The 12,021-nt window shown below is 40.2% G+C and carries 14 protein-coding genes and 1 rRNA gene; 9 read left to right on the top strand and 6 right to left on the bottom strand.

The genetic code is table 11. The features are described 5' to 3' along the window. Positions 1-30: 30 nt before the first annotated feature. The 3 genes from F952_RS06590 to mnmC are packed head-to-tail and all read left to right on the top strand — an operon-like array spanning position 31 to position 2,688. Complete coding sequence (locus F952_RS06590; RefSeq protein ID WP_004924323.1) at positions 31-333, top strand: YciI family protein; 303 nt, start codon at positions 31-33, stop codon at positions 331-333. 4 nt (positions 334-337) lie between these two features. Further along, entirely contained in the window at positions 338-784 is a 447-nt protein-coding gene (locus F952_RS06585; protein WP_004924320.1) for an SH3 domain-containing protein, read from the top strand. Positions 785-816: 32 nt separating this feature from the next. Next, on the top strand, positions 817-2,688 hold the full coding sequence (gene mnmC / locus F952_RS06580; RefSeq protein WP_011182705.1) for a bifunctional tRNA (5-methylaminomethyl-2-thiouridine)(34)-methyltransferase MnmC2/FAD-dependent 5-carboxymethylaminomethyl-2-thiouridine(34) oxidoreductase MnmC1: 1,872 nt from the start codon (positions 817-819) through the stop codon (positions 2,686-2,688). A gap of 50 nt (positions 2,689-2,738) precedes the next feature. Here the strand turns inward: mnmC and F952_RS06575 are convergent, their stop codons facing one another. Beyond that, positions 2,739-3,053, bottom strand: coding sequence for a rhodanese-like domain-containing protein (locus tag F952_RS06575; protein WP_004924316.1), 315 nt, complete (start codon positions 3,051-3,053; stop codon positions 2,739-2,741). A gap of 91 nt (positions 3,054-3,144) precedes the next feature. Here F952_RS06575 and F952_RS06570 point away from each other — a divergent pair, with 91 nt between their 5' ends. Beyond that, positions 3,145-3,633: a YajQ family cyclic di-GMP-binding protein gene (locus F952_RS06570; RefSeq protein ID WP_004924314.1), complete on the top strand. Its 489-nt coding sequence runs from the start codon at positions 3,145-3,147 to the stop codon at positions 3,631-3,633. 33 nt (positions 3,634-3,666) lie between these two features. After that, positions 3,667-4,161 (top strand): DUF4442 domain-containing protein, encoded by a 495-nt coding sequence (locus tag F952_RS06565; RefSeq protein ID WP_004924311.1) that lies wholly within the window; start codon positions 3,667-3,669, stop codon positions 4,159-4,161. A gap of 108 nt (positions 4,162-4,269) precedes the next feature. Here F952_RS06565 and F952_RS06560 read toward each other — a convergent pair whose 3' ends face one another. The 3 genes from F952_RS06560 to F952_RS06550 all read right to left on the bottom strand — a co-directional run bounded on the left by F952_RS06560 (position 4,270) and on the right by F952_RS06550 (position 6,026). After that, positions 4,270-4,635, bottom strand: a complete 366-nt coding sequence (locus tag F952_RS06560) for an acyl-CoA thioesterase (RefSeq protein ID WP_370458633.1) — start codon at positions 4,633-4,635, stop codon at positions 4,270-4,272. Positions 4,636-4,702: 67 nt separating this feature from the next. Next, on the bottom strand, positions 4,703-5,128 hold the full coding sequence (gene trxC, locus F952_RS06555; RefSeq protein ID WP_004924304.1) for a thioredoxin TrxC: 426 nt from the start codon (positions 5,126-5,128) through the stop codon (positions 4,703-4,705). 1 nt (position 5,129) lies between these two features. After that, positions 5,130-6,026, bottom strand: a complete 897-nt coding sequence (locus tag F952_RS06550) for an alpha/beta hydrolase (protein ID WP_004924301.1) — start codon at positions 6,024-6,026, stop codon at positions 5,130-5,132. Between the two features lie 125 nt (positions 6,027-6,151). Between F952_RS06550 and F952_RS06545 the strand changes: the two genes are divergently transcribed. Both F952_RS06545 and F952_RS06540 read left to right on the top strand, forming a co-directional pair. After that, positions 6,152-6,487, top strand: a complete 336-nt coding sequence (locus tag F952_RS06545) for a protein tyrosine phosphatase family protein (RefSeq protein WP_004924298.1) — start codon at positions 6,152-6,154, stop codon at positions 6,485-6,487. After that, entirely contained in the window at positions 6,480-6,902 is a 423-nt protein-coding gene (locus F952_RS06540) for a beta-lactamase hydrolase domain-containing protein (RefSeq protein ID WP_004924295.1), read from the top strand. Before F952_RS06545 ends, F952_RS06540 begins: the two co-directional genes overlap by 8 nt. A 166-nt stretch (positions 6,903-7,068) precedes the next feature. Here F952_RS06540 and F952_RS06535 read toward each other — a convergent pair whose 3' ends face one another. After that, the gene (locus F952_RS06535) at positions 7,069-9,000 is read right to left on the bottom strand and encodes an Ig-like domain-containing protein (RefSeq protein WP_004924292.1); all 1,932 of its coding nucleotides are present in this window, start codon (positions 8,998-9,000) and stop codon (positions 7,069-7,071) included. 142 nt (positions 9,001-9,142) lie between these two features. Between F952_RS06535 and F952_RS06530 the strand changes: the two genes are divergently transcribed. Further along, positions 9,143-10,531, top strand: a complete 1,389-nt coding sequence (locus F952_RS06530; RefSeq protein ID WP_004924291.1) for a dihydrolipoyl dehydrogenase — start codon at positions 9,143-9,145, stop codon at positions 10,529-10,531. A 215-nt stretch (positions 10,532-10,746) separates the two neighbouring features. Continuing rightward, on the top strand, positions 10,747-11,682 hold the full coding sequence (locus F952_RS06525; protein ID WP_227499409.1) for a 5'-methylthioadenosine/S-adenosylhomocysteine nucleosidase: 936 nt from the start codon (positions 10,747-10,749) through the stop codon (positions 11,680-11,682). Between the two features lie 153 nt (positions 11,683-11,835). Here F952_RS06525 and rrf read toward each other — a convergent pair. Next, positions 11,836-11,950: ribosomal RNA gene (rrf, locus tag F952_RS06520) — 5S ribosomal RNA — on the bottom strand. Positions 11,951-12,021 lie beyond the last annotated feature (71 nt).

The following is a 12,021-nucleotide window of genomic DNA, read 5'->3' as shown; positions in this document are numbered from 1 at the left end:
TAATCTGGCTTTACACACCGAGACATCATTATGCCTTTATTTGTAGTGACCTGTACCGATAACGAAGGTACTGTTGAAAAACGTTTAGCCACTCGTCCAAAACATGTCGAGCGCTTACAAAAGCTGGACGATGAAGGCAAACTGATTGTTGCAGGCGCAATGCCAAAAGAGTTTGGTAATCCACAAGCTGGTTTTTACGGCAGTACAATTATTGTCGATTTCGAAAGTCGTGAAGCTTTAGATGCATGGTTACAAGAGGAGCCTTTTCTAATTGAAGGCATTTATGCACATATTGATGTCAAGCCATTCAATAAAGCATTTCCGAAAGAGTGATTATATGTCTCACATGCTGAAATCCTTCATCGGTTTATCTATGATCTGCTCAAGTGCATGGGCAGTCGAACCTACGACTGCACCTGCCACAGCATCAACGGTGCCAGCAACATCTGCGACAACCACAGTGACGTCTGCAACTACACCACAAAAACCGTTGACGGCTGAGCAAATTGCAAAGCTCAAAGCTGAACAGGAAGCAAAAATCAAGGCATTGGTCAAAGATCAGGCAGGTCGTCTCAAGCAACTTGAACAGGCCAATCTTGATGCACTTACTCAGAATCAAGAATTACAGTTAAAAAATGATAATCAGACTGTACAGATTCAGGTTTTACAAAGTGAACGTAGCGCACAAATGTTTCTGTACGGCGCTGCGACACTCGCAGTTGGTGTGGTTCTGGGCTTTTTTATTGCCAGTTATGTTTATACCAAACGCCGTCGCCAGTGGTAAACTCACTGGCATATTCTTGTTGTTAAAGGTCTCTGTGCGTGTCTTCAAGCATTCAAACTGCAATTTTAGATTGGCAATGTGTCGATGGAATTGATATTCCAGTTTCTCGTCAGTTTGGTGATGTCTATTTTTCCAAAGATAATGGTCTTCTCGAAACACGCCATGTATTTTTAAATGGCAATAATCTCACCGAGCGACTGGCAGACTTAAAGCCGTATCAATATTTTTGTGTCGGAGAGACAGGTTTTGGTACAGGTCTTAATATTCTGGCAGTATGGCAACTCTGGCAACAGGTACGACCCGATAATCATAGCCATCTGCATGTGATTAGCGTAGAAAAATTTCCTTTGTCTAAAAGCGATCTGGAACGTGCGCTTCGTGCTTGGCCAGAGTTAATAATACTTGCAGAGCAACTGATTGAGCAGTATCCCTTTCCAATTGCAGGCTGTCATCGCTTAAATTTTCCAGATGAGCGTTTTAGTCTGGATTTATGGTTAGGAGATGCACACGATGTATTTCCATCCATCGTCAAAACCCATTCTGTTGATGCATGGTTCCTAGATGGCTTTGCCCCTTCATGTAATCCTGAACTCTGGGAAACGCAAGTACTGAACCAAATTGTGCGACTATCAGATTATGGTACGACGTTTGCCTCATTTAGTGTTGCAGGTATTTTAAAGCGTGGTCTGAAAGCACATGGTATTCACATTTCACGTCCTCGTGGGTTTGGTCATAAACGCGAAATGCTCAAGGCAATATGGCCATTTCCCGACCATGAATCAACCACTACGGTAAAAGGCAATCAGCCATCTACACAGCAGCATTTTGCAGTGATTGGCGCGGGGATCGCTGGTCTTCACTGTGCATGGTCTCTGGCACAGCGCGGCCATCGCGTGACTTTAGTTGATCAGTCTCAACCTTTGTCAGGGGCTTCTGGTAATCCTTTAGCATTACTCAATCCAAAATTATGCCCGATCACTCAATGCCATGATCATCTGATGGTACTGTGCTGGCAGTATGCCCGTCGTTTTTATCAAAACTTCGAAGCCTTCCGCCTCATTCAGGTCAATCAGCTTGCACTCAAAGCATCTGATTCATTGTTAAATCTGGCTGAGCAATATCCCAAAGATGTACTAGATGCACATAGCGCGCAACAATCACCTCTTGAAACTCAATATGATTATTTGACACTACATTATGCAGGTGTTATTTCTCCGCAACTGTTTTGCAATCAAGTATTACAGCATCCTCTGATCGAATTTAAGCAGTTTAAAATCAATCAGATCATTGAAATCGATGGCACTGTTCAACTGCTGTCTAGTGAGCAAGCCATTTTGGAGAGCAACGCTGCCATTGTTTGCTGTGCCAGAGAAAGTGGAAAGCTATTTGAACAGTATCCAACGCTTAAACCAATTCGTGGTCAGGTGAGTTGGTTTGAGCAACATACTTTTCCTTTTGCACCAGATCAGGCTTTTAGTTATGGCGGTTACTGTATGCAGCTTCATCCGCAACAATTAATTCTGGGTGCATCCTTCCATCCACAGCGTGATGATGATGAAGTGTTGCTTGAGGATCATGTGCATAACTTTAATTTAATCCACAGTGTCTTCCCTGCGTATGCTCAAACATTGCCACCTGTTGAAGAATGGCATGGACGTGCCTCAGTACGCGCACAGTCACCCGATTATTTTCCACTGGTTGGGCAGCTACAAGACCATTCAAAGCTGTTTACGCTCGCAGGGCTTGGTTCTAAAGGCTATTTGTTTGCACCTTTAAATAGTGAAATTTTAGTCGCGCATATTTTAGGGGAAGCTTGTCCTGTATCTGCCAATCTATTACAAAAACTGAATCCCCAGCGTTTCCTCAAAAAAGTTAAAATCAAAAAACCGTATTATTCTTCATAGCCCAATGACTCTTTCCATTCAAAAAAAGCGCCCGAAGGCGCTTTTTGAGTTTAGCTATTTTGATCAAGTGGGATGCCAGCAGCCTGCGCTGCGCGAGTACCTCCCATCAAAATCACGTATTCACGTGAACCGTCCAACTCTTCGAGCTTCTCAGCAGCACGTGGAGCTTTACTACCACCACCACATAAAATATAAATTGGCTGATCCGTCGGCACCTGAGTTAAACTATCTGCGCCCAAATCGGCTATTGGCTGATTTACTGCACCTTTGACATGCCCTTCAGCATAAGAACTTGCATCACGGACATCCCAGATAATGGCATTTTCTGGGAACTCAAATGTCGTAATTTCTTGTTTACGGATCATTGCGCACTCCTTTGATGTAAACAACGCTTGGCAAATGAAGAAAACATGCCTAGCATCTCAAATATTCTTTCCCTTTGTAAAGGTCTAAACTATGCCTTCTTTTGATATTGTATCTGAATTGGAACTTTTTGAAGTGAATCACGCGGTTCAAAACACACAAAAAGAGATCCAGACGCGTTTTGACTTTCGTGGTCAAGATGTTTCTATCGAATTAAATGAGAAATCCAAAGAAATTAAAATTTCAACAGAAAGCGATTTCCAGTGTGAACAAGTTTACAGCATGTTAGAAAATCACTTTTATAAACGAAAAATTGATGTACAGGCACTTGATCCACAAAAAGCAACAGCTTCGGGTAAAAATGTAGTTCAAGTGATCAAACTTAAAGATGGTCTTGACTCTGATACTGCGAAAAAAATTAATAAAGCCATTAAAGAAAGTGGCATCAAGGTGCAATCTTCTATTCAGGGAGACAAAATTCGTGTGACCGATAAAAAGCGTGATACCTTGCAGCAGGTCATGACATTTTTGCGTGAACAGCAATTTGGTCTTCCTTTACAATTTAATAACTTTAAAGACTGATCTTTGCTGCCTCTTGCCGTTAAGGAATATGTTATGTCACAAACCAATCGTTTATCAAAACTGGTAAAAGCCACTTCAAAGTTTCCCAAAAGCCTGAGAAGTACGCTATGGAGCAAGGCATTTGGCCGAGTTGTTCCAATGGTTGGTACAGCCAATATTCGTTATCTAGAGGTAGATCAGCATCACGTTACTGTTCGCCTTGAAAACCAGCGTAATATGCAAAACCATATTAAAGGGATTCATGCTGCAGCAATGGCACTATTGGCAGAAACGGCTACCGGATTTCTGACAGGTCTGCACGTACCCGATAATCGGATTTTATTAATTAAATCACTCCATGTAGATTATCTAAAAGTGGTTCAGGGCGGTTTAACAGCAACTGCAACCTTGTCTAAAGAACAGCAGGACTATATCGCTGATCAGGAGAAAGGAGAACTGCTTATTCCTGTCACGGTTACAGATGATTCGGGTATCGAGCCGATACAATGCCAAATGGTCTGGGCATGGTTACCTAAGCGTAAATCATAAGCAGAGCAGTGATCTGAAAGTAAAAAATATACAGGCGACCTAGCATGTACTGGGGAGCCTGTATGACTAATCCTGATCTCATTCATTAAGTATGAGTCATGCAAATTTTTAACTGGCGTGTTGTAAAAACTGCTGTTTGAGGTCTTCCGCGATTGTACGCTTGTTGCCTTTTACATCCACAGCAACAAAGGTAAATACCCCCTCTGTCACTCGTTTAGGTGGTCGTGAGCTATCATGACTATCCCAAACTTCTATTTGCATCTGGATAGATGTGTTGCCAACTTTGAGAATTTTGGTATAACAGCTAATCACATCTCCGACCTTCACAGGAACCAGGAAGGTCATCTGATTGATCGAAATCGTGGCACAACGTCCTTTACTAAAACGTTCTGCATGAATTGCACCAGCCAAATCCATTTGTGACACAATCCAGCCACCAAATACATCACCACTCCAGTTGGTATCTGCAGGCATGGCAATCGTTTGAAGTGATAAAGTCCCTTCTGGGCTGATATGAGCGTCTAACACATTAACTCCGAGATTAAGAATGTAATTGCTGATCTAACCATTGTTGAAGTTCGGTTGATCTTAAAGCACCACTTATTCTAGCAATTTCGGTGGTTTTATTCATTAAAACCAGTGTAGGAATACTTCTGACATGAAATGCCTGACTAAGTCTTGGTGAAGTTTCCGTATTAATTTTTGCAAAAATAACCTGCGGATTTTGAGCAGCTACGTGTGCAAAATGAGGCGCCATCATTTTGCATGGACCACACCATTCTGCCCATAAATCAATCAACACGGGCAAATCGCTATAGGTGATAAAATGACTGAAATTTTGTTCATTTAATTCGATAGGTGCAAGTGGCAGTAGCTTTGCGTGACATTGCCCACATTGCGGCTGCTCAGCCAATTTATTTTCAGGAACTCGATTTTTTGCACCACATGATGGACAGACCACGATCATGCTAATTTACTCCCATATGTCGATGTAAAAATTCTAATTGGGTGGTAATGGCTTTTTCAAACCAAATGCCATGATAAATATCAAAATGGTGTATATTCCACTCGTGATAGTCTACAAAAGGCGCAATATTGGTTGCTGCTTCGCGACTGCTATCAATGGGTATCAGGGAATCCTTTTGTGCTGCAATAAAAAGTACAGGCACACTAATATTTCTAAGTTGCTGAATGGGTCGAAAACGAATCAATTGAAAAAAAGCTCGGGCAGGCACCTGACCACTCCAGTAATAATCTGGATTGACGATTGATAAATATCCTAAACGACTATCAGAAGTAGGTAAAAAGCAAAGTTGCTGTTCTGCAACTACAGGCAATGTTTTAGGAGCAAGGCCAACCTTCGACCCCATATAGTCCTGACTGGAAAGCTTTAAGGCTTTTGGAAGCTGCTGTAGCGGATAAAGCTTTGCACTTTCAGCACCATCCACAAAAGGAATCTGAGCAATGACCGCTTGGACATGCTTGAGTTCGGTAGCCAGATTGAGTACATAACCACCGCTTAAACAGGTTCCCCACAACACAATACGTCGCTCATCAATCAGCTTGCATGTACTCACATACTGGATCACCGTTTTCCAGTCTTCAACTTGCTGTTTTAAAACCACAAGCTCTCTAGGTTTGCCTGTACTGCCGCCCCAACAACGATAATCAAATAACACAACGGCATAGCCCGCTTGTGCAAATTTTTGTGCGTAGGCGATCAATCGAAACTGACGTAATCCAGCAAAACCATGCGCCATGATAATAACAGCAGGTTTTTTCTGAGTTTTAGGACGATAAAAATCAGCAGCGATCATGTCCTGACCACTTGGAACATACAGCGGTTCGACTGTATAAGCGTACATACGCGCTCCATTGCGTTATATTTATGTTGAATTGAGTTATAAAAAAGCGTACCTCTCTTCAACTCAATATCATGCTTAGTGCTATCATACAGCATAAACGTTTTTTCAGAATTTGGAGTGACAAAATGACAGAGAATGTCGGTTTCGCGGGTCAAATCGCGCCAGAGCATGTGGCACAGGTGGTAGAAAAAGGCTTTAAATCAATCATCAATAATCGCCCTGATTTGGAAGGTGGTGCCGAACAACCGACCACTGCTCAGATTGAAGAAGCCTCACGTAATGTTGGTCTGGATTATGTTTATCAACCTGTGGTTGCAGGTCAGATTACTGAGCTCGATGTACGTACTTTTGCCAATCATTATAATGAATTGCCAAAGCCAATTTTAATGTTCTGCCGTACAGGTAACCGTTCAAACAATCTCTATCAACTTGCAAAACAGATGGATCTGTTGGATGACTAATTTTGTTAGAATTTTCATTCTTTCATGTACTTTAGGATTCTGCTCTAGTTATTCATTGGCACAATCCGCAATAACTCAGGTGAGTCCTGAACTTGCAATGATCAATGAAATTTCACCACAAGATTTTAATCAACTTGTACAACAAAACAGATTTAAATCGGTCATATTACATCGGCCTGAACATGATCGTGGTCATGGAGTTACCGTTTACCAATTGCGTGATATCGCTGAGCAAGCCAAAATTAGCTTGATCTACCAACCGATAGATCAAGCTAAAAATGCACAGACCGATATACAAGCGTTTGCCCGCTATTATAATAGTTTACCTAAACCTATTTTGATCATGTGTAAATCGGGACAACGCTCAATGGAGCTGTATCAACAAGCCAAACAGCAAGGTTTATTAAATGATTAAATTGGTATTAACCTTTATATGTATCTGCTGCTTTGTATCAGCTTGCAGCAGCATGGATGTCCGTCCAACAGTGGGTGTCAGTATGGGAACAAGTCTCTAAAGAACACGATGAAAATAAAAAATGACGCCGAGGCGTCATTTTTTTATGATCTAATTTCTTTTAAATTTAATAATTTATAAGGAAATTAGAGATTTTACCGTTTGGTGCAGTGGTTGTGATTTTAAAACTATCACCTGATGCACAACCTTTTAAACTATAACGATAAAACGTACTTTGTACGTTGTTTGCTACTGGCGTACTACCATCAAATAAATCTGCTGTACAGGTAAGATTGTTCGTCGCTGTATCATCATTTGCAGTCATCGCAACAGTTGTACCAGATGGCAAAGGTGTAGTTAAAGCACTATTCCCATAAAGATTAAAGCTTAATTGTGAACTTGTTTTGGCTATATTTGCAATTGTTGCTGTACTTGAAGCGAAATAGATTATGATTTGCTGGCGCAAAATCGCAGATAATTGATCATCACATGTACCTGCAATATTCGGCTCTTCAAACGTTGAATTTTGACAAGTTTGACTATTGCCCGAAATACTACGCACATATTTAAATTCGCCATTCTGACTATCATAACTATTGTTTTCATTATCATCACGGAAGAAACTACCAATATTATTGGTCAACAGATCTACCCCTGCTGTATAAATATTATCACCGTTTACGTCTGTATAGGTTTTATCTCCTTCCACATAGGCCAAAACAGTAATTCGACCATCTGCAGGACGCGGATTTTGGGTTCTAAGCGTTACACTACATTTGCTATCTGTTGTAGAACAAGATCCATCAATTTTGCCTCCCTCTGTTGTAAAATTCACGACAGTACCGTTAGGCACATCATTTCCAACACGATCTGCCAGCATTGCAGTAATGGTTGCAGTATCTCCATCCACATCATTTTGTAATGAATTTTTAGAAAAAGATAAACTGAAACTTTGTTGCGTTGCACGACCAGTAGTCACGGTAACGTTTTTAGATAATGCACTAAAACCACCTGGCAAACTGGCTTTAATCTCTACTGGCCCAGGGGTGTTCCCAGGGTATAAATTTACAGTCACTTTTCCAGCACTGTTACTTTTTACCACTTTAGTTGCGCTATTTCCTGGACTAATAAATTTAAAGTCACTTGGCGCCTTTTCTAAACTTAGCGTTACATCCTGATTCTTGAGTACAGTTCCATTAGAATATACGGTAAATTCAATTTGCCCTGTGGATGATGATCCACTGTCTAAAATAGCCAGCTTGATCGGGGTAGACGTGGTATAAACAATTGAGGTTGCTGTTGCTGCGGTGATATTTAAAGATGCTGTTTTGGTTGCTGATGTATTTGCCGCAAGCGTAGCTGTAATAGTTTGGCTTCCACTACACAAATTGCCCGCAGCATCATAGGCATAATAAGTTGTTGCTACATTGCCCTCATTTGATGAGACAACGCTACTCGTACTAAAGCTGCCACAACTGGTCGTAAAATTTACTGTCTGACCATTTTGGTAATTCCCAGAATCATCTTGGGTAATTAAATTGACAAGTGTAGAACCACCAGATTCTAAAGATGAACTTGCCAACGAAAAATTACTAATCACAATATTGGTTCGACTAAACCCTACACTGGCACTATTGGAACTGGTAATACTATTTGATGTGGCTGAAGCTGTTAAAGAATAATATCCTGTTACACTTGAATCTTGAGGTGTAATCCCAATAGTCGCAACACCATCTGCATTGGTCATCACTGTACCATTGGTCGTACTAAATACCATATTGGTTCCAGAAAAAGTGACAATCGCGCCACTCACTGCATTTCCATTGGCATCCTTAACCGTCACCTGAGCTGTCACGCCTTGCGAAGAGATTACGCTTACGTTATTACCATTTGTATCCTTTAATGTAATCGAACTGACAGTTATGCTTGAAACTGTCGTATTTCCATTATTTGAGGTGTTTGAAGAATTATTATCATAGTAGCCTCCTCCCCCACAGCTCGCTAACAGAATCGATACAGCAATCGCAGACAACTTCGTTATAAGTTGTTTCTTATTCATAGAGTTTTCCTTAATTCCCCAATCCACTCCCAAAAAGGAATAAGATTTTTGTATTTATACAAAATGAATAAAATCATATCACCTCATTGATGTAAATATTAATCATCTTATTGCAACTATATTTTTTATAAAAAGAGATGACATGTACGACATTATTATTATTGGTGCAGGAACAGCAGGTATTAGTGCCTACAAAGAAGCGGTCAAATATACCCAAAATATTCTGATTATGAACGATGGACCTTGGGATACCACTTGTGCACGTGTAGGATGCATGCCAAGTAAAGTTCTTATTTCATCCGCCAACAGATTTCATGATCTGACACATCTTGAAGAGGTCGGATTAAAAGCTCACATAGAAAGAGAAATCGATACTTCTAACGTCATGTCGCATGTGCGTCAGTTGCGTGATGAATTTACTGCTGCAACCCTTAAAGACGTCAACCATTGGCCAAAACAACGTAAAATTTCTGGAAAAGCAGTTTTTATTCATCCTGATACTGTTCAAATCAATAATCAACAGTATCAGGCACGTTCTTTTATATTGGCTGTAGGTTCAACACCAAGTGTTCCCGCGGAACTTAAACAAAGACTTAAAGATCGATTAATTACCTCCGATGACATCTTTGAGTTACCCACTCTTCCTGAGTCAGTTGCTGTCATTGGTAGCGGTGTAATCGCGATAGAGCTTGCTCAGGCCATGTCCAGATTAGGCGTTAAAACCACGATTTTTGCTCGAAGTAAACGAATAGGCACATTAACTAGTCCAGCTTTACAGGAGCTCGCTCAACAAATTTTAAGTGCAGAATTAGACATCAAATTTGAAATACTGCCAGATGATATGTCTCTAGATCAAAATAAAGTAAAAGTTTCATATACAGAAAATGGAAAAAAGCGAACACAGCATTTTGATTATTTACTGCATGCAACAGGCCGAGATTCGTTGCTTGCTACACTCGATCTAGAACAAATTTCATCTCAATTTTCTGATGTAAAAAAACTTCCAATAGATCCAGACACGAAACAATTGGCAAATCTTCCAATTTTCATTGCAGGTGATGCACATACGACTACGCCAGTACAACATGAAGCGGCCTATGAAGGTAAAATGCTGGTGCACAATTGTCTAAATTTTCCTAAAATTGAAAATGTCAAAACATTAACCCCATTAGGTATCGTTTTTTGCTCCCCTGAAATGGCAATTGCAGGCAAATCATATAAACAATTGAAAGAACACGACATCGATTTTATTACAGGTTACGTTTCCTATGAAAAACAGGGACGCGCCAAAGTTTTAGGGAAAAATAAAGGGGCAACTGAAATCTATATCGATCCCAAAAGCCGACAACTTTTAGGTGCAGAAATTTTGGTAGAACAAGGTGAACATCTTGCACATCTATTAGTTTGGATGATTTCAGAACAAAGTACAATTGATACCATATTAAATCACCCTTTCTATCATCCAACCCTTGAAGAAGGATTACGTACTGCCTTAAAGCATGCCCGACGTCAAATTGACCAAATAGTATAATTTGATGCTGATATTTCATGACTTATTATGATTTTTGGAATACTTATTGCTTTATGATAACTCATATTACTTTTAAGTTTATCTTCAATAAAGGGCAAATTATGAGTTTCTCAAAATTATCAATACTTCTGGGTGCAATTGGACTTACAGTAAGTTTAATTGGATGTACAACCACCACAACACCTTTATCAAAGAATCAACTTATGACAAATAGTATGAATCACTTAACAGATAGCACACCTCGTTTAGCCATTATTGCTGCATTTGGACAGGAAGCAGATTTACTCATTGAATCGACCAAAGATAAAAAAGAATACATCATCAATGGTAGAAAGTTTGTGACGGGTACACTCGAAGGTGCTGAGGTCGTGATTACCTTAAGTGGTATTAGCATGACCAATGCCGCGATGACAACCCAAATGATTACAGATCATTTCAACCTTAAAGGTATTGTATTTAGCGGTATTGCAGGAAGCTTGAATCCCGATCTACATGTTGGTGATGTCGTGATTGCAAAAAGCTGGCTTGCTCCAAATGAAGTGTATTATAACAATACAAAAGATTTACCTTCAGCATGTGGTAAACCAGGTGATATTTCCTGCTTGGGAATCAAACTGGCCGACAATGTTCCAGCATGGAAAAATCAGTTTCTTCGTGAAACCAATGTAATGAATTCAAGCAATTATAAAAGTGTTGCACTGACCAGCAAATTTGGTGATACCGATGTTCCAATGGCTTATGGTGAAATGCGTGTTGACTTCCCTGTCGATAGCAAGATGTTAAACATGATCGATAAAGTTCAAAAACCGACAGAAACCAAGTTAGAACCAATTTGCTCAGGCGCAAATTGTTATCATCCTAAAATTGTGATTGGTCAACGTGGTATTTCAAGCGGAGCTTTCTTGGCAAATGCAGAATATCGTGAATATTTGCATAAAAATTTATTAGGTGATTGTGTAGATATGGAAACAGCAGCTGTGGCACAAGTTGCTTATTCGAATAATATTCCATTTATTGCATTTCGTAGCTTGTCTGACCTCGCAGGTGCAGATCATGATCCAAACGTTGCGGCTTTCTTTGGTTCAGGCATCGCACAGCGTAACGCAGCGAAGTTAACCATGGCATTTATTGATCAGTGGAAGGGTCAATAATCTTTATTTAACCGTAGTAAAAAAGGGCATAAGCCCTTTTTTACTGTTTAGTTCTATGTGTGATTGATTTCTTTTTCTATTCCTTTCTATTTAATTTATTTTCTGCATAAAAAAAGCCCCCTGGCGTTTGGCCTGGGGGCTTTAGTATTTAAAAGCTGGCGATGACTTACTCTCACATGGCTAACGCCACACTACCATCAGCGCGAAGAGGTTTCACTTCTGAGTTCGGGAAGGGATCAGGTGGTTCACTCTTGCTATTGTCGCCAGCAAACTGTTTATGGACATTTTCGGGTCTTATTTTGACTGTGGATTGTATTTCACAGTGTGTGCCGTACTTTG

It is taken from the genome of Acinetobacter baylyi DSM 14961 = CIP 107474, from assembly GCF_000368685.1.
Taxonomy (GTDB): domain Bacteria; phylum Pseudomonadota; class Gammaproteobacteria; order Pseudomonadales; family Moraxellaceae; genus Acinetobacter; species Acinetobacter baylyi.
This window is presented reverse-complemented; position numbering and strand designations above follow the sequence as displayed.

What these genes read in the sequence shown, in the direction of transcription:
- F952_RS06590 (WP_004924323.1), top strand. Translation starts at nt 31, where the DNA reads ATGCCTTTATTTGTAGTGACCTGTACCGATAACGAAGGTACTGTTGAA.
- F952_RS06585 (WP_004924320.1), top strand. Translation starts at nt 338, where the DNA reads ATGTCTCACATGCTGAAATCCTTCATCGGTTTATCTATGATCTGCTCA.
- F952_RS06575 (WP_004924316.1), bottom strand. Translation starts at nt 3,053, where the DNA reads ATGATCCGTAAACAAGAAATTACGACATTTGAGTTCCCAGAAAATGCC.
- F952_RS06570 (WP_004924314.1), top strand. Translation starts at nt 3,145, where the DNA reads ATGCCTTCTTTTGATATTGTATCTGAATTGGAACTTTTTGAAGTGAAT.
- F952_RS06565 (WP_004924311.1), top strand. Translation starts at nt 3,667, where the DNA reads ATGTCACAAACCAATCGTTTATCAAAACTGGTAAAAGCCACTTCAAAG.
- F952_RS06560 (WP_370458633.1), bottom strand. Translation starts at nt 4,635, where the DNA reads ATGCCTGCAGATACCAACTGGAGTGGTGATGTATTTGGTGGCTGGATT.
- trxC (WP_004924304.1), bottom strand. Translation starts at nt 5,128, where the DNA reads ATGATCGTGGTCTGTCCATCATGTGGTGCAAAAAATCGAGTTCCTGAA.
- F952_RS06550 (WP_004924301.1), bottom strand. Translation starts at nt 6,026, where the DNA reads ATGTACGCTTATACAGTCGAACCGCTGTATGTTCCAAGTGGTCAGGAC.
- F952_RS06545 (WP_004924298.1), top strand. Translation starts at nt 6,152, where the DNA reads ATGACAGAGAATGTCGGTTTCGCGGGTCAAATCGCGCCAGAGCATGTG.
- F952_RS06540 (WP_004924295.1), top strand. Translation starts at nt 6,480, where the DNA reads ATGACTAATTTTGTTAGAATTTTCATTCTTTCATGTACTTTAGGATTC.
- F952_RS06535 (WP_004924292.1), bottom strand. Translation starts at nt 9,000, where the DNA reads ATGAATAAGAAACAACTTATAACGAAGTTGTCTGCGATTGCTGTATCG.
- F952_RS06530 (WP_004924291.1), top strand. Translation starts at nt 9,143, where the DNA reads ATGTACGACATTATTATTATTGGTGCAGGAACAGCAGGTATTAGTGCC.
- F952_RS06525 (WP_227499409.1), top strand. Translation starts at nt 10,747, where the DNA reads ATGAATCACTTAACAGATAGCACACCTCGTTTAGCCATTATTGCTGCA.